Source organism: Heyndrickxia acidiproducens DSM 23148, assembly GCF_000374345.1.
Lineage (GTDB): Bacteria > Bacillota > Bacilli > Bacillales > Bacillaceae_C > Weizmannia > Weizmannia acidiproducens.
Genome location: NZ_KB893981.1, coordinates 23,047 through 40,538 on the forward strand (window position 1 = coordinate 23,047; position 17,492 = coordinate 40,538).

Annotated in this window: 16 protein-coding genes; 12 read left to right on the plus strand and 4 right to left on the minus strand. The window is 46.1% G+C overall.

Annotated features, from left to right (window positions below):
* Positions 1-45 precede the first annotated feature (45 nt).
* Entirely contained in the window at positions 46-180 is a 135-nt protein-coding gene (locus C232_RS19205; protein ID WP_018661393.1) for a YqzM family protein, read from the minus strand.
* Between the two features lie 292 nt (positions 181-472).
* Between C232_RS19205 and holA the strand changes: the two genes are divergently transcribed.
* Complete coding sequence (holA, locus tag C232_RS0103680; protein WP_018661395.1) at positions 473-1,489, plus strand: DNA polymerase III subunit delta; 1,017 nt, start codon at positions 473-475, stop codon at positions 1,487-1,489.
* Positions 1,490-1,556: 67 nt separating this feature from the next.
* Here the strand turns inward: holA and rpsT are convergent, their stop codons facing one another.
* Positions 1,557-1,817: a 30S ribosomal protein S20 gene (gene rpsT / locus C232_RS0103685; RefSeq protein ID WP_018661397.1), complete on the minus strand. Its 261-nt coding sequence runs from the start codon at positions 1,815-1,817 to the stop codon at positions 1,557-1,559.
* Between the two features lie 223 nt (positions 1,818-2,040).
* Between rpsT and gpr the strand changes: the two genes are divergently transcribed.
* The 11 genes from gpr to mtaB all read left to right on the plus strand — a co-directional run bounded on the left by gpr (position 2,041) and on the right by mtaB (position 15,841).
* The gene (gpr, locus tag C232_RS0103690) at positions 2,041-3,141 is read left to right on the plus strand and encodes a GPR endopeptidase (protein WP_018661399.1); all 1,101 of its coding nucleotides are present in this window, start codon (positions 2,041-2,043) and stop codon (positions 3,139-3,141) included.
* 145 nt (positions 3,142-3,286) lie between these two features.
* Positions 3,287-4,492 carry a stage II sporulation protein P gene (gene spoIIP, locus C232_RS0103695; protein ID WP_018661402.1) on the plus strand — a complete coding sequence of 402 codons (1,206 nt, stop codon included), beginning with the start codon at positions 3,287-3,289 and terminating at the stop codon, positions 4,490-4,492.
* A gap of 156 nt (positions 4,493-4,648) precedes the next feature.
* A complete protein-coding gene (gene lepA, locus C232_RS0103700; protein WP_422723652.1) occupies positions 4,649-6,481 on the plus strand; it encodes a translation elongation factor 4 in 1,833 nt (610 codons plus the stop codon).
* Positions 6,482-6,576: 95 nt separating this feature from the next.
* Positions 6,577-7,710: a radical SAM family heme chaperone HemW gene (gene hemW / locus C232_RS0103705; RefSeq protein WP_018661406.1), complete on the plus strand. Its 1,134-nt coding sequence runs from the start codon at positions 6,577-6,579 to the stop codon at positions 7,708-7,710.
* A gap of 109 nt (positions 7,711-7,819) precedes the next feature.
* Positions 7,820-8,848, plus strand: a complete 1,029-nt coding sequence (hrcA, locus tag C232_RS0103710; protein WP_018661408.1) for a heat-inducible transcriptional repressor HrcA — start codon at positions 7,820-7,822, stop codon at positions 8,846-8,848.
* A gap of 122 nt (positions 8,849-8,970) precedes the next feature.
* Positions 8,971-9,612 carry a nucleotide exchange factor GrpE gene (grpE, locus tag C232_RS0103715; RefSeq protein ID WP_018661410.1) on the plus strand — a complete coding sequence of 214 codons (642 nt, stop codon included), beginning with the start codon at positions 8,971-8,973 and terminating at the stop codon, positions 9,610-9,612.
* 37 nt (positions 9,613-9,649) lie between these two features.
* Entirely contained in the window at positions 9,650-11,488 is a 1,839-nt protein-coding gene (dnaK, locus tag C232_RS0103720) for a molecular chaperone DnaK (protein ID WP_018661412.1), read from the plus strand.
* 145 nt (positions 11,489-11,633) lie between these two features.
* Positions 11,634-12,764 (plus strand): molecular chaperone DnaJ, encoded by a 1,131-nt coding sequence (gene dnaJ / locus C232_RS0103725; protein WP_018661414.1) that lies wholly within the window; start codon positions 11,634-11,636, stop codon positions 12,762-12,764.
* A 22-nt stretch (positions 12,765-12,786) separates the two neighbouring features.
* The gene (gene prmA / locus C232_RS0103730; protein ID WP_018661417.1) at positions 12,787-13,725 is read left to right on the plus strand and encodes a 50S ribosomal protein L11 methyltransferase; all 939 of its coding nucleotides are present in this window, start codon (positions 12,787-12,789) and stop codon (positions 13,723-13,725) included.
* A gap of 5 nt (positions 13,726-13,730) precedes the next feature.
* Positions 13,731-14,483: a 16S rRNA (uracil(1498)-N(3))-methyltransferase gene (locus C232_RS0103735; RefSeq protein ID WP_018661419.1), complete on the plus strand. Its 753-nt coding sequence runs from the start codon at positions 13,731-13,733 to the stop codon at positions 14,481-14,483.
* A 5-nt stretch (positions 14,484-14,488) separates the two neighbouring features.
* Entirely contained in the window at positions 14,489-15,841 is a 1,353-nt protein-coding gene (gene mtaB / locus C232_RS0103740) for a tRNA (N(6)-L-threonylcarbamoyladenosine(37)-C(2))-methylthiotransferase MtaB (RefSeq protein WP_018661421.1), read from the plus strand.
* Between the two features lie 177 nt (positions 15,842-16,018).
* On the opposite strand, the gene C232_RS0103745 is transcribed toward mtaB, so the two are convergent.
* The gene (locus C232_RS0103745) at positions 16,019-16,942 is read right to left on the minus strand and encodes a Na/Pi symporter (RefSeq protein WP_018661423.1); all 924 of its coding nucleotides are present in this window, start codon (positions 16,940-16,942) and stop codon (positions 16,019-16,021) included.
* A gap of 193 nt (positions 16,943-17,135) precedes the next feature.
* Positions 17,136-17,420 (minus strand): acylphosphatase, encoded by a 285-nt coding sequence (locus tag C232_RS0103750; protein ID WP_018661425.1) that lies wholly within the window; start codon positions 17,418-17,420, stop codon positions 17,136-17,138.
* Positions 17,421-17,492: the final 72 nt, after the last annotated feature.

Sequence of the window (17,492 nt, forward strand, 5' to 3'; positions counted from 1 at the left end):
AGGGCCGGCAACGATGCCAGCCGGGCTGCACCGGGCCTTGCATTGTTAACTGCCTAATAAGTCAATCGTCGTGGCAATGATGAAGAGAACCAGGAAAAACAAAAAAGATACGCCAAAGCCAACCATTGAATCAACGACATCATTTGTTTTGGATTGGACATTCTGCTCAAATTCGTTCATGTGCTCCCCCCTTTTCTACTTTTTCATTATATAGAATTTTATAAATGATTTCCACAATGAACGAAAGGCCTTTCCTTTCGTACCAGGAGTTAACATTTATAAGTCCGGGCTGAATCGGTGACAATACAAGTATGCCGGTTCCACCGTTAATGGGAAAGTGTCCTAGGCCTCTTCCATTAGCGTTTATATAGATAAAGGGGATTTTTAAATAAATCCCCTTTCTATTTTAGGCTTGCAGAATGGGGTTCGTTTCCTTACGATAGAGATAAAGAATGGTTTGGGAGCGAAATAGATGAAAGAGCTTTGGAAAAAAATTGAACGGCAGCAATTTTCGCCGCTTTATTTATTATATGGCACAGAAGATTATTTAATTCAGGAAACAAAACAGAAATTGCTGGCACATGCGCTTTTGCCGGCAGAACTTGATTTTAATTATGCATCCTATGATCTCGAAGAAACCCCTGTAGAAGCAGCCATTGAGGACGCGGAAACTTTTCCTTTTATGGGGGAGAGGCGGCTTGTCATGGTGCATCATCCATACTTTCTCACAGCAGAAAAGCCCAAACAGAAAGTGGAGCATGATCTTGGGAAACTGGAAGCCTATATAAAAGAACCGGCGCCCTACTCGATATTTGTGCTGATTGCGCCTTATGAAAAACTGGATGAGAGGAAAAAGCTGACAAAACTGTTAAAAAAACAAGCCGCAATTGGACAAGCTGGCAAACTGAAAGACCGCGACCTGACGGAATGGATTGTCAGCCAGGCCGGCGGAAACGGGCACCGGATCGGAAAAGAAACGGCAGAGATGCTGGCCGCTCTTACCGGCAACAATCTCAATATACTGGCAAATGAAATCAATAAATTATCATTATTTGCAGGGGATGAAAAAGAAATCACCCCCCGGATGGTCAAAACTTTGACCGCGCGTTCTTTGGAGCAAAATGTATTTGAGCTGGTGGAAAAGGTGGTGGGGCGCCGAATTGACCAAGCGCTCCGAATCTATTATGATTTGCTAAAACAAAATGAGGAACCGATCAAGATTCTGGCTATTTTAGCAGGGCAGTTCAGGCTTCTTTACCAAACGAAAGAGCTGGCAAGGAGGGGCTACGGGCAGCAGCAAATTGCTTCGTATTTAAAGGTGCATCCATACAGGGTCAAGCTTGCGGCCGGCCATGCAAAAAAGTTTTCGGAAGAAGAATTAAACCGGGTGATGATGTATCTGGCAGAAGCCGATTACCAGATGAAAACCAGCGGCCTGAAAAAAGAAATGGTAATTGAAATGTTTTTATTCAGGCTAAAAGGGGATTAATTTGGAAAATTGATGAGTCCATAAAAAAAGACGCCTGCGAGGCGTCTTTTTTTATGCTTCTGCATTTTTAAGCATGGGCAGATAATTTTTTCATGAGGCGTGATTTTTGCCTGTTTGCAGCGTTTTTATGAATAAGGCCTTTAGAGGCAGCTTTGTCAAGTTGTTTAACGGCGCTGGCTAAAAGTTCTTTTGCATTTTCATCATGGTTTACAGCAGCAGCTTCAAACTTTTTCACTGCCGTACGCACGGAAGATTTTACCGCTGTATTTTGGGCGTTGTTTTTTTCATTCACTTTAACGCGTTTGATTGCAGATTTAATATTTGGCATTCATTTCACCTCCCACGAGTAAAAACGTCTGTTTGACTCGTCCACATTCACTATAGAACAAATGATATTTTAACAAAATGAATGCAGGATTGCAATACATCCCATAAGAAATTCCCGTTTTTCGAATGGATGATTTGGAATAGGGGAAAACAAACGTAAGAGCAGTGAAGTTTAAGCGCTAAAGTTCTAAAGTTCTAAACTTACTATACGAGGAGGAAGCCGTATGGATTTAAGCAAATATGCTGTGCGTACAGACTTGGCGATTGAAGCGCACAGCCTGGCGGTTGAAGAAAAGGCCAAAAGAAGTGAAAACAAAGAGATCGAAGGGGTTACGGTTGAGGAGCGCACGGTGCAGGATATGAAAGTGACAACCGTTCAGGTCTCGGAAAAAGGCGAAAAATTGATCGGAAAAAAAGCCGGAAATTATTTAACGATAGAGGTCCAGGGAATCCGCAATCAGGATACGGATGTACAGCAACAGGTCGAAAAAGTATTCGCTGAGGAGTTCAGCCATTATCTGCAGGGCTTAAATATTAAGCAGGATTCGAGCTGCCTCGTGGTCGGGCTTGGCAACTGGAACGTTACGCCGGATGCCCTAGGGCCGATGGTTTGTGAAAAGGTACTGGTAACGCGCCATCTTTTTCAATTGGAGCCGGCGAGCGTTGAATCCGGATACCGGCCTGTAAGCGCGCTTGCACCCGGTGTGATGGGGCTGACCGGGATCGAGACGAGCGATGTCATCTTTGGGGTAAGTGAAAAAACGAAGCCGGATTTTATTATTGTGGTGGATGCTCTGGCGTCGCGTTCGCTTGAGCGGGTGAACGCAACCATCCAAATATCGGATACGGGCATCCAGCCAGGGTCGGGTGTCGGCAACAAACGGAAAGAACTTTCAAAAGCGACACTGGGGGTGCCGGTGATTGCCATCGGCGTCCCGACCGTCGTCGATGCGGTGACCATTACGAGTGATACGATTGATTATTTGTTAAAGCATTTCGGCAAAGAAATGAAAGAGTCTTCCCGGCCGTCGCGGGCGCTGGCGCCGGCAAGCCTGACGTTTGGAGAGCGGCGGAAACTGACGGATGAGGATATGCCGGGAAAAGATGCCCGTAAGTTGTTTATGGGTGTGGTCGGAAATTTGGATGATACGGAAAAACGCGAGCTGATTCACGAAGTGCTCTCGCCTTTAGGCCATAATTTAATGGTGACGCCAAAAGAAGTGGATGTCTTTATTGAGGATATGGCCAATCTGCTGGCAACCGGCCTCAATGCGGCGCTGCATCCGTCTGTCAATCAGGACAATTCAGGATATAAAACGAAGTAAAGTAATTTTTTATTGATCCGCGGCAGTTTGCAAAAGAACATGCCGCGCTTCATGATGGACTTCATTCTCTATGAAAGTCATATTTCTCTATGAGAGTCATACAATTTATTAAATTGTACTAGACTTGATTGGAGAGGGTGGGGGAATGAAATCCAGCAGGCATGCCGGCCATTTTTTTATATTGAATCTAACCAGTATCATTCGTCTTATTTCAATCGTCATTTTATCCCTGCTGCTCGTGTCTATCCTGATTGGCACATTAACATCATTAAAGCCGGGCTACCGCGTATCGTCATCAGCGGTAAATGAAGCGGCAAAGCAATTTTCAAGCAAAACTTTGTACAAGTTATTGCTTTCAGACAGCCAGTTATTGGAACAGAACCTGCCAAAGGAAACAGAACGGCCGGTTAGTAATATTGTTTTTGAAATGTTAACCAATGTCCGTTTCGAGGATCCGCGCAGCTTCCTTGGGCGCGAACTGCCCGGATTTGAAATTTTTGACAGCAAAATTTTAGTCGCCGGTGACGGTGCCAACTATACGAATATGCCAATTGAATCTGTTCCGCCCGACAGCACCTTGCATGCCAATGATCCGGAAACGCGGAATACCGATAAATTAGAGGGCCATAACCGCACGGCAGAAGATGAAAAACAGCAGCCTTCACGGACAACAGGCGGGAAAAAACGGGTCTATATTTACTTTACGCATACACGGGAATCGTTTTTACCTTATTTAAAAGGGGTTACCAATCCGGATTTGGCGCAGCACTCCAAGATTAATGTCACCAAAGTCGGGGAGAGGCTGCAGCAGGATTTAGGAGATAAAGGGATCGGTGCAGTTGCCGATACGACGGACATCCTCACCCTGCTTGATAAAAACGGCATGCAATACTACCAGGCATACCAGGAATCCAGAAATGTAATGGCATCGGCGATGAGAAAGGACCGCAACCTCCAGTATTTCATTGATATTCACCGCGACTCCAGAAGAAAGAAAGATACAACTGTCGTGATTAATGGAAAATCTTATGCCAAAATTGCATTTGTGATCGGCGGTGAACACCCGAATTGGGAAAAAAATGCGAAAGTCGCTGCAGACCTGCATAATCTTCTGAAGAAAAAATACAAAAATGTATCAAGGGGGGTTATCCTGAAAAAAGGCGCCACAACAAACGGCAAATTTAATCAGGACCTGTCCGGCAATTCGCTATTAATTGAAGTGGGCGGCGTTGACAATACATTTGAAGAAATGTACAGGACGATGGATGCTTTTGCAGATGTGTTCGCAGACTATTATTGGCAGGCTCAAAGCGTCAACGGCGGACGGAATACAGAAACAGGGAAAAACTGACCGCCCGGCAAACGGCGGTTTTTTTTTTTTTTTTTCGAAGCCTGTCTTTCGCGGCTGCCGGTGTCCGCCAGCAATGTTTTTCATTGAATGTGCGAAGGCGGGCTGATATAATCAGAAATAGTGTACATGTGCCGAATACAGGAGTGAAATTGGATGATGAATCGAGAAGAGAAATTAGACAGGCAAAAAAGGATCCGCAACTTTTCCATTATTGCCCATATTGACCATGGGAAATCGACCCTGGCTGACCGCATATTGGAAAAGACGAATGCTTTGAGCGCCCGCGAAATGAAAGACCAGCTGCTGGATTCCATGGATTTGGAGCGGGAACGCGGGATTACGATAAAATTAAATGCTGTCCAGTTACAATATAAAGCAAATGACGGGGAAGAATATATTTTTCATTTGATTGACACCCCCGGACATGTCGACTTTACATATGAAGTATCACGCAGCCTTGCCGCTTGTGAAGGGGCCATTTTGGTCGTCGATGCCGCGCAGGGGATTGAGGCCCAAACGCTTGCAAATGTATATTTGGCATTGGACAATGACCTTGAGATTATACCGGTGATCAATAAAATCGACCTGCCGTCCGCCGATCCGGAACGCGTCCAGCAGGAAATTGAGGATGTCATCGGGCTCGATGCCTCTGAAGCGGTGTTCGCTTCTGCAAAAGCAGGGATCGGCATTGAAGACATACTGGAACAAATCGTTGAAAAAGTCCCGTCTCCGGAGGGCGATCCCGATGCCCCGCTCAAAGCGCTGATTTTTGACTCACTGTACGATGCCTACCGCGGCGTTATCGCTTATATCCGGATCGTACAGGGCTCTGTAAAAGTGGGCGACAAAATCAAGATGATGGCGACCGGCAAAGAATTTGAAGTCACAGAAGTGGGGGTCAGCACGCCAAAACCGGTGTTTGTTGATGAACTCACAGTCGGCGATGTCGGGTTTTTAACAGCTTCGATAAAAAATGTAAAAGATACCCATGTCGGCGATACCATTACGAGTGCAGAAAACCCGGCAAAAGAGCCGCTGCCGGGTTACCGGAGGATGAATCCGATGGTCTATTGCGGCCTGTATCCGGTTGATACCGCCAAATTCAATGACTTAAGGGACGCACTTGAAAAACTTGAATTGAACGATTCGTCATTACAATACGAGCCGGAAACATCACAGGCGCTCGGTTTTGGCTTCCGATGCGGTTTTCTGGGCCTGTTGCATATGGAAATTATTCAGGAACGGATTGAACGCGAATTTAATATCGATCTCATTACCACTGCGCCAAGTGTTATTTATAAAGCAAAATTAACAGATGGGGATACCGTCACAGTCGACAACCCGAGCAATATGCCGGAAGCGCAAAAAATAGAGACTGTCGAGGAACCGTTTGTCCGTGCATCGATCATGGTGCCGAATGACTATGTCGGCGCCGTCATGGAAATTGCCCAGGCAAAACGCGGTAATTTCATCGATATGCAATATCTCGACAGCATCCGTGTCAATCTCGTCTATGAGATTCCGCTTTCTGAAATTGTCTATGACTTTTTCGACCAGCTGAAATCAAACACGAAAGGCTATGCTTCCTTCGATTACGAGTTAATCGGCTATAAAGAGTCCAATCTTGTTAAAATGGATATTTTATTAAACGGTGAAAAAGTGGATGCGTTAAGTTTTATCGTCCACAAAGATTTTGCATTTGAACGTGGCAAAATGATTGTCGAACGGTTAAAAGACCTGATCCCGCGCCAGCAATTTGAAGTCCCGATCCAGGCTGCGATCGGGCAGAAGATTGTTGCCCGCTCCAATATTAAAGCGATGCGTAAAAATGTATTGGCGAAATGCTATGGCGGGGATATTTCGCGGAAAAGAAAACTTCTTGAAAAGCAAAAAGAAGGGAAAAAGCGGATGAAACAGGTCGGCTCCGTGGAAATTCCACAGGAAGCGTTCATGGCTGTTTTGAAAATGGATGACAATGCGAAAAAGTAACCGGCCGGGGCCGGACGAACACAGGGAGCGGGCTTGGAGACTTTCCGGCACGCTCCTCCTTTCTTCAGCCAACGAATCCCAGGGGGTGACAGATCATGAAAGCAGCCTATATCCATATTCCGTTTTGCGAACATATTTGCTATTACTGCGACTTTAATAAATTTTTATTAAAAAATCAGCCTGTTGATGCATATGTCGATATGCTCGTCAAAGAAATGAAAATCAAGGCAGCGGCGTATCCATATGAAAAGCTGCACACGATTTTTGTCGGCGGCGGGACCCCGACAGCGTTAAATGAAGCGCAATTGGAAAAACTGCTGTCCGGCATCAATGAATATCTACCATATGACCATCGCGGCGAATTTACGTTCGAAGCCAACCCGGGTGAAACATCGGAAGAAAAACTGCGTATCTTATTTGAACACGGCGTCAACCGCTTAAGTTTCGGAGTGCAGTCCTTTAACGACCGCCTGCTGGAGAAAATCGGCCGCACCCACCGCGCCGCAGATGTTTATCATACGATTGAAACAGCCCGGAGAAGCGGCTTTGAAAATATCAGCATTGATTTGATGTTTGGCCTTCCGACACAAACGGTTGAGGAGTTCCGCACATCATTGGATGCGGCTTTTTCCCTGCAGCTTGAACATTATTCAAGCTATTCCCTGATTGTCGAACCGAGAACAATTTTTTATAATCTGATGAAAAAAGGAAAACTACCGCTTCCATCTGAAGACACGGAAGCGCAGATGTATGATATTTTAATGAATGAAATGGAGAAGCACGGCTACCGCCAGTATGAGATCAGCAACTTTGCCAGGCCCGGTTTTGAAAGCATCCATAATCTTGTCTATTGGGACAATGAGGAATATTTTGGTTTTGGCGCCGGGGCGCACGGGTATGAAAAAGGTGTACGGACAGCCAATGCCGGGCCTTTGAAAAAATATATCCGTCTTCTCCAGAACGATACGCTGCCTGTCGTTGAAAAACATGCGGAAACAGAGCAGGAACGAATGGAAGAAGAAATGTTTTTGGGGCTGAGGAAAAATAAGGGTGTGAGCATCAGGCATTTTCAGGAAAAATTTCATGCCGATCTGTATGATGTTTTTGCGCCGGCGATACAGGAAATGACAAATAGAGGGCTGCTTGAACAAACGGCAGATAATATCAGGTTAACCCGTAAAGGACGCTTTCTGGGCAATGAAGTGTTTGAAGCATTCCTGCTTGGCTAAAACGTTCCCGGTTTACAAGTAAATCTGTTGACAATGGCAGGCGTTTTTGTTAATTTATTTATATAAATTAGCACTCGTTCACATTGAGTGCTAACAGGGGTGATGGAAGTTGTTAACTGATCGTCAGCTGTTGATTTTGCAAGTGATCATTGATGACTTTATTCGGTCCGCACAGCCTGTCGGTTCAAGAACGCTTTCAAAAAAAGGTGAAATTTCATTCAGTTCCGCGACGATCCGGAACGAAATGGCTGATTTGGAAGAACTCGGGTTCATTGAAAAGACACATACGTCATCGGGAAGAGTACCTTCTGAAAAAGGCTACCGGTATTACGTCGACCATATTCTGTCACCACAAAAATTAGCGGCAGGGGATATTTCCCAAATCCATTCTATTTTTGCCGAGAGAATTTATGAGCTGGAAGAATTGGTAAAGAAATCGGCGCAGATTCTTTCTGACATGACGAATTATACGGCGATACTGCTCGGGCCGGATGTAAAAGAGACAAAACTAAAAAATATGCAAATCGTCCCGCTGAACGATAAAACCGCAGTAGCGATTATGATTACCGATACCGGCCATGTAGAAAACCATACCATTACACTGCCGGAAGGGTTCGATGCAGGCCAGCTTGAGAAAATGGTAAACATTTTTAATGAGCGGATTACCAATGTACCGATCACGGATTTAAAAGATAAAATTCACAAAGAAGTGGCTGAGATCATGCGCCATCATATTCAAAACTATGATGCGGTTTTGCGTATGATCCTGAATATGCTCAATGCCAGCCACCATGAAAGAATTTTTATTGGCGGCAAGGTCAATATTCTGAACCAGCCCGAGTTCCATGACCTGGATAAAGTCCGGTCTTTACTGGATATGATCGAGCGGGAAGACAGTTTCTATGACCTGTTCAAAAAAGTGCCAAGCGGGCTTCATATTAAAATCGGTAAGGAAAACCAGATTTCCGAGATGAAAGACTGCAGTTTCATTACGGCGACGTATTCGATCGGGGATGAGCCGGTTGGCAAGATCGCGATTCTGGGACCGACCCGCATGGAATATTCCCGCGTTGTAAGTATTTTAAGTTTTTTAAGCCATGATATGACCAGTGCCTTGACGAAACTGTATCATCGTTAGGCTTTTCGGACATATTTAGGGGTAGGAAGGCTTAAAGCTGGCGCAAACACTGCTTTAAGTCGTTTCTTACTGTGCTTTTTTATGGCCAAAACAATGATAACCTTTAAAGGGGGTGAACTGAAATGGCAGAAGAACAAAAACATCCATCTGCAGAAAACCAGCCAAACCAGGAAGAAGAACAGACGGTTGAAGCCATCTTCGCCGAAGAACAGGAAACAGGCGATGCGCAAAAAAACCAAAAAGAAACCGCTGAAGCCGAGGAAGATCAGAAGCCGGCGGATGACCAGCCGTTAAAAGCGGAGCTCGAAAAAGCAAATGAAACGATTAAAGAATTGCAAAGTAAATTGGAAGAATCCGAAAACCGTTATCTCAGACTGCGGGCGGACTTTGACAATTACCGCCGCAGAGTGAATCTTGACCGGGAAGCCGGCGAAAAATACAGGGCACAGGCGCTCATTACCGATTTGCTGCCTGCGATTGATAACTTCGAACGCGCACTCAGCATGGCCGAGAAAAATGAGCATACGAAGCAGCTGTTGCAAGGAATGGAAATGGTTTACCGGAATATTTTGGATGCGCTCAAAAAAGAGGGCGTCGAACCAATTGAAACGGAAGGCAAAGAATTTGACCCGCATTTCCATCAGGCAATCATGCAGGCACAGGAAGAAGGCGTGCCGTCCAACATGATTGTGGAAGAATTCCAAAAGGGTTACAAATTAAAAGACAGAGTGATTCGCCCGTCAATGGTGAAGGTGAATCAGTAAAGACTGGATTACATAAAGAATAAGGGAGGCATCATCCATGAGTAAAATTATTGGTATCGACTTAGGTACGACTAACTCATGTGTCGCAGTACTGGAAGGCGGGGAACCAAAAGTTATTCCCAACCCGGAAGGAGGAAGGACAACCCCTTCTGTTGTCGCTTTTAAAAACGGGGAACGCCAGGTAGGCGAAGTCGCAAAACGGCAGGCGATTACAAACCCGAATACGATTATTTCCATCAAACGCCATATGGGTACAACCCATAAAGTTTCGGCAGAGGGAAAAGAATATACCCCGCAGGAAATTTCGGCGATGATTCTGCAATACTTGAAATCCTATGCCGAAGATTACCTTGGTGAAAAAGTTGAAAAAGCGGTAATTACTGTACCGGCTTATTTCAACGATGCACAGCGCCAGGCGACAAAAGACGCCGGGAAAATTGCCGGCCTGGAAGTTGAACGGATCATTAATGAACCGACTGCCGCAGCACTGGCATACGGTCTTGACAAAACGGATGAAGACCAGACAATACTTGTTTTCGACCTTGGCGGTGGTACTTTCGACGTATCCATTCTTGAACTTGGCGACGGCGTTTTTGAAGTCCATGCCACTGCGGGCGACAACCGCCTCGGCGGTGATGACTTTGACCAGGCGATCATTGATTATCTTGTTGAGGACTTCAAGAAAGAAAATGGCATCGACTTATCAAAAGATAAAATGGCATTGCAACGCTTGAAAGATGCTGCTGAAAAAGCGAAAAAAGACTTATCCGGTGTGACATCCACGCAAATTTCACTGCCGTTTATCACAGCCGGTGAAGCAGGTCCGCTCCACTTGGAAACAACCTTGACCCGGGCCAAATTTGATGAACTTACTTCCCAGCTTGTTGAACGGACGATGGGGCCAACCCGCCAAGCTTTGCGTGATGCCGGGTTATCCGCTTCAGACATTGATAAAGTGATTTTAGTCGGCGGCTCAACCCGTATTCCTGCCGTTCAGGAAGCAATCCGCAAAGAAATCGGCCAGGAACCGCACAAAGGTGTAAATCCGGATGAAGTTGTTGCAATGGGCGCGGCCATCCAGGGCGGAGTTCTGACCGGCGATGTCAAAGACGTTGTACTATTGGACGTTACCCCGCTTTCATTAGGGATTGAAACAATGGGCGGTGTATTTACAAAACTGATCGATCGCAATACCACGATTCCGACATCGAAATCGCAAGTATTCTCAACGGCTGCCGATAACCAAACTGCCGTGGATATTCATGTGTTGCAAGGGGAACGCCCGATGGCAGCTGACAATAAAACACTGGGCCGTTTCCAATTGTCGGATATTCCGCCTGCACCGCGTGGCATTCCGCAAATCGAAGTCACATTCGATATCGATAAAAACGGTATTGTCAATGTCAGCGCCAAAGATCTGGGGACAGGCAAACAACAAAACATTACCATTAAATCTTCGACGACTTTATCAGATGACGAAATCGAACGGATGGTAAAAGAAGCGGAAGAAAATGCAGAAAAAGACAAACAGCGCAAAGAAGAAGTTGAACTTCGCAACGAAGCTGACCAGCTTGTATTCCAAACGGACAAAACATTGAAAGATCTTGAAGGAAAAGTTGACGCGCAAGAAGTCTCAAAAGCAGAGAAAGCAAAAGACGATTTGAAAGCGGCAATGGAGAAAAACGATCTCAGCGAAATCCGCGAAAAGAAAGATGCCCTGCAGGAAATCGTCCAAAACCTTTCTGTCAAGCTTTATGAAGAAGCAGCCAAAAAAGCGCAAACGCAGCAAAATGAAGGCGGCGCACAGGACGGAAAAAAAGGGGATAATGTAGTCGATGCCGATTTTGAAGAGGTTGACGACGACAACAAGAAATAAAAAATTCCGCAGCTAAAATTTTAAAGATACATTGGCTACAAAGTTTACGGAAAAAGTCAAAGTCCAGTCTATTCTCGGCTTTGACTTTTTTCGTATCCCAATGCTACAATTAGCTTTATGTGAAATGTTTCGGGAGTGAGAAGAAATGAGTAAACGGGATTATTATGAAGTGCTAGGCGTTGAGAAAACAGCAACGAAAGATGAAATTAAAAGAGCTTACCGGAAACTTTCCAAAAAATACCACCCGGATATCAACAAGGCGCCGGACGCGGCCGATAAATTTAAAGAAATCACAGAGGCGTACGAAGTATTAAGCGACGATCAAAAACGCGCCCAGTATGACCAATTCGGCCATGAAGGCCCGAGCCAGGGATTTGGCGGCGGCGGTTTCGGCGGGGCTGATTTTGGCGGCGGCTTCGGATTCGAAGATATTTTCAGCACCTTTTTCGGGGGCGGGGGCAGAAGAAACGACCCGAATTCGCCAAGACAGGGGGCAGACCTTCAATATACGATGACACTCGACTTTGAAGAAGCTGTCTTTGGAAAAGAAACAGACGTGCAGATTCCGCGCGAAGAGACGTGTGACACATGCCACGGTTCAGGCGCAAAACCGGGAACGAAACCGGAAACATGCCCGCACTGCCACGGCACAGGCCAGTTGAATACGGAACAAAACACGCCGTTCGGACGCATTGTCAACCGCAGAGTATGCCACCACTGCAGCGGTACCGGAAAAATCATTAAAGACAAATGCAGAACATGCGGCGGCACCGGAAAAGTGAAAAAGCGCCGTAAGATTCACGTGAAAATTCCAGCCGGCATTGATGACGGCCAGCAACTGAGAGTGGCAGGCCAGGGTGAACCAGGAATAAACGGCGGCCCTGCAGGTGACCTGTATATTGTTTTTCACGTCAAGCCGCATGAATTGTTTGAACGTGATGGCGATGATATTTATTGTGAAATCCCAATTGCCTTCACGCAGGCTGCTTTGGGGGATGAAATCGAAGTGCCGACACTGCACGGCAAAGTGAAACTCAAAATTCCGGCTGGCACGCAATCCGGTACAAAATTCCGGCTGCGCGGCAAAGGGGTTCCAAATGTCCATGGCTATGGAACCGGCGATCAGCACTGTATTGCAAAAATCATTACACCAACGAAACTGACTGAGAAGCAAAAACAGATTTTACGGGAGTTTGCGGAAGTCAGCGGAAAGGTCCCGGATGAACAATCCAGCAATTTTTTTGATAAAATGAAAAAAGCATTTAAAGGGGACTAATATTGTTAGGAGCTGGTGGTCGATGAAATGGTCAGAAATTATGATCCATACGGCAAATGAAGCAGTAGATCCGATTTCTAATATTTTATATGAAGCAGGTGCGGGCGGCATTGTCATTGAAGATTCGAATGAGCTGTTAAAAGAACATGAAGACAAATTCGGTGAAATTTACGAGTTGGACCCGGATGATTTCCCGGAAGAAGGGGTCATCATCAAAGCCTATTTGCCGGTTAACAGCTTTTTGGGTGAAACGGTAGAAGAAATCAAACAATCCATCACCAATCTAACGACATTTGATATCGACATCGGCCCGAATAAAGTGACAATCAGTGAAGTGCATGAAGAAGAGTGGGCGACTGCCTGGAAAAAATACTATAACCCTGTTAAAATTTCCGAAAAGTTTACGATTGTCCCGACTTGGGAAAACTATCATCCGGTATCCAGTGATGAACTGATCATTGAATTGGATCCGGGCATGGCTTTCGGAACCGGGACCCATCCGACAACTGTGATGTGCATCCAGGCGCTCGAAAGGACGGTTAAACCCGGAGACAAAGTCATTGATGTCGGCACAGGATCCGGTGTTCTCAGCATTGCCGCTGCGCTGCTTGGGGCCAAAGAGGTAACCGCCTTTGACTTGGATGAAGTTGCCGTCCATTCGGCGCGGCTGAATGTGAAATTAAACAAAGTCCAGGACCGTGTCCGTGTCAGCCAAAATGATTTGCTTAGAGGCGTTGACGGGCAGGCCGATGTTGTTGTTTCCAATATTTTGGCCGAAATTATCGTAAAGATTACGGAAGACGCGGCAAATGTGGTCAAACCAGGCGGCTTTTTCATCACTTCCGGCATTATCAAGCAAAAGAAAGAACTCGTAAAAGATGCGCTCATGACTGCACAATTCACGATTGAAGAAACACTGGTCATGGAAGACTGGGTCGCATTTATCGCAAAGCGCAGGTGACAGTCATGCAGCGGTACTTTTTGAATCAAACCTATCATGATGAAAAAGAAGTGAAACTGCAGGGCGAAATTTACCATCACATTGCCCGTGTCATGCGAATGCCTGCAGGTGCCCGCTTTTACTGCGTATTTCAAGAAGAAAAGGCATGTATATGTGAAATCCGCAAGATTACAGCTGATACAGTTTTTGCGGAAATTATGGAATGGGAAAAAACCGGAAAAGAACTGCCGGTACACATAACGATTGCGAGCGGACTGCCAAAGGGCGATAAGCTGGAATGGATCATCCAGAAAGCGACAGAACTGGGCGCTTATGAATTTCTTCCTTTTATCGCGGCCCGCTCCATTGTGAAATGGGATGAAAAGAAGGAGAAGAAAAAACGCGGACGCTGGCAGAAAATTGCCGTCGAAGCCGCGGAACAATCGCATCGCCAGCACGCTCCATCCGTCAATCCCCCGGTTGCTTTCAAAGAGCTGCTCAATCTAAGCCGTACATACAATCATAAACTTGTTGCTTTTGAAGAAAACGCAAAACAGGGGGAGCAGCATCATTTTGCAGAAACGCTGGCGGACATGAAAGAAGGGGAATCGGCGCTGATTGTTTTCGGGCCTGAAGGCGGTTTGACCCGGGAAGAAGTGGACAAACTTACCGAATACGGATTTCGGGCATGCGGGCTTGGCCCAAGGATTTTACGGGCTGAAACAGCACCATTATATGCGTTATCCGCAATTTCTTATCATTTAGAATTAATGAGGTGAATGTGATGTCAACAGTAGCATTCCATACGCTAGGATGCAAAGTCAACCATTATGAAACGGAAGCCATTTGGCAGCTGTTTAAGCAGGCAGGATATGAAAGGGTCGATTTTGAAGCAACTTCAGATGTATACGTCATTAATACATGTACAGTTACGAATACCGGCGATAAAAAAAGCCGGCAGACCATCCGCCGCGCCGTCAGAAAAAATCCGGATGCCGTGATTTGCGTAACGGGTTGCTACGCGCAAACTTCACCGGGTGAAGTGATGGAGATTCCGGGCGTGGATGTTGTCGTCGGGACACAGGACCGCGTTAAAATGCTTGACTATATTGAGCAGTACCGCAAACAACGCCAGCCGATCAATGGCGTTAAAAATATCATGAAAAACCGCGTCTATGAAGAAATGGACGTGCCTTATTTCACAGACCGCCATCGCGCGTCCTTGAAAATCCAGGAAGGCTGCAACAATTTCTGTACATTTTGTATCATCCCGTGGGCACGCGGCCTGATGCGTTCACGCGATCCGCAGGAAGTCATCAGACAGGCACAGCAGCTGGTTGATGCCGGCTATAAGGAACTGATTTTAACAGGCATCCATACCGGCGGATACGGGCAGGATTTTAAAGATTACAATCTTGCCATGCTGCTGAAAGATCTGGAGGCGCAGGTACACGGTTTAAAACGTGTCCGTATTTCATCCATTGAAGCGAGCCAGTTGACGGATGAAGTAATTGATGTCATCCGCAATTCAAAGATTATCGTCCGCCATATGCATGTACCGCTCCAGTCCGGTTCCGACACAGTACTAAAAAGAATGCGCCGCAAATATACAATGGCCCAATTTGCAGAACGCATTACGAAATTAAAAGCAGCGCTCCCGGGCCTTGCGCTCACTTCAGATGTCATTGTCGGCTTTCCGGGTGAAACCGAAGAAGAATTCATGGAAACGTACAATTTTATTAAAGAATACCAATTTGCTGAGCTCCATGTTTTCCCGTATTCGCCAAGGACGGGGACGCCAGCTGCCAGGATGGCGGACCAAATTGATGAAAATGTCAAAAATGAACGCGTGCACCGTTTGATTACATTATCGGACCAATTGGCAAAAGCATACGCCTCTAAATTTGAAAATGAAGTACTGGAAGTGATTCCGGAAGAACGGTTTAAAGAAGATCCGCACAGCGGCCTGTATGAAGGTTATTCGGATAATTACATGAAAATCGTGTTCCCGGCAACGGAAGATATGGTTGGGAAGCTTGTGAAGGTTAAAATTACAAAAGCAGGCTATCCATACAGCGAAGCCCAGTTTGTCAGAGTAATGGATGATGCCGGGCCGGCCGTTGACCAGGCGATGTAATAGCAATAAGGGAGCCGGAAGTGGCAGAAATCTTGCCAAAATAGCCGGCCGTTCCTTATTAAATCCGGAAGAAGTGCAGAACGTGAGGAGACATTAAGAAGCTGTAAAGCGAATGCAAGCGTTCAGGCTTCAAAATGCACAGGTTAAAAAGGGCCGGGGATTGAATTCCCCGGTTCTTTATTTTTTCCCGTGGACTGTAATTACTAAGCGCCCGAACTGCCCGGCAAAAGGCAGGACAATTAAAGAGGAAGCGAGATTAAACAGGAGGCTTGCGTGTGCCAATTGCTGATCCGGAAAATTGGAAAGCGCCCGGCAAAAATCAGCGAGCAACGGGATAAATGGAAAAAAAATAAGGGCCCCGCCGGCATTCAGCCAAATGTGCGTATAAGCCGTTAAACGTGGCTCTTCCCCGGCGCCGAAGCTTGCAAGCAGGCCTGTTATGCAGGTGCCGATATTTGCGCCGAGCATAATCGCAATCCCGGTTTCCAGCGGAAACACTCCGGAACTGATAAAGCCCATCGCCATTCCGATCGTCACCGTACTCGATTGGATGGTGGCGGAAAGCAGGATGCCGAGTAAGAAGGCAAGAATAATATGTGCTTTTAACATGATAAACAAATGCTGGATCATTGTTGTTTTTGAAATGGGAACGGCAAGCCATTCAAACCCGCGCATGGCGGCAAACACGAGCGCAAGCCCGAACAATATGTATCCGGCACTCTTGATACGTTGATGCTTAAAAAACTGTAAGAGCAATCCTGCGGCGAGTAATGGCAGGCACAGGTTTGATAACTTGAACGTCAGCAGTTCCAAAGTAAAAGTGGTGCCGATGTTCGTCCCTAAAATAATCCCGATCGATTGCGTAAATGTCAACAGCCTGGCGGATACCAGCCCGACTGTAATCACCATCACGGCGGAACTGCTTTGCAGGAGGGCGGTCATCAGCATCCCGAACAGCATGCCGGTCAAAGGCGTTCTCGTAAACCGTTTCAGCCATACCTCAATTGCGCCTGCGGAAAGGTTAAACAGGCCGGTTCTGAGCCTTGTAATGCCAAATAAAAATGTAATCGTCAAACCGATAAACCAGCAGATATAAAGCATGTCCTCCCCCCCCATAATGATCTTATGGGAAAGGGGATGCAATCATGACAATCATTTAAAAAAGCAAGTAACTGAACATCCCGGCAGAGCCGGAGATGAACAAGCGAAACGTTTCCGCACCGGCTTTCTATTAAAACCGCCTATAACCCCTTTAATAGAAAGCCGGTACCCGACCCATGCTTAGCCGCGGGCGTTAATAGCGCACATTGAACTCTTTAAAATCCTCCTGTACCGGCAAATATTCAATTTCGATGCCTTCCACCTTTGCAAAACGGGAAGGTCCCTTTTTCAATCCTTCAATAAATTCATCCAGATGCTTTTTTTTGCCTTCAGCCATGACTTCGACACTGCCGTCGTCTTTATTTTTCACCCACCCGGAAATATCGTGCTGTCTTGCCAGATTTAAGGTGTAATAGCGGAACCCGACCCCCTGTACCCGGCCGGTCACGATGATATGCGCCAGTTCTGTTGTACCCATGCAGATTCCTCCAGTTTGTTTGGTGCGAGTCAATCAATCATTCTATTAAATTATAAAGATTACAGTGCAATG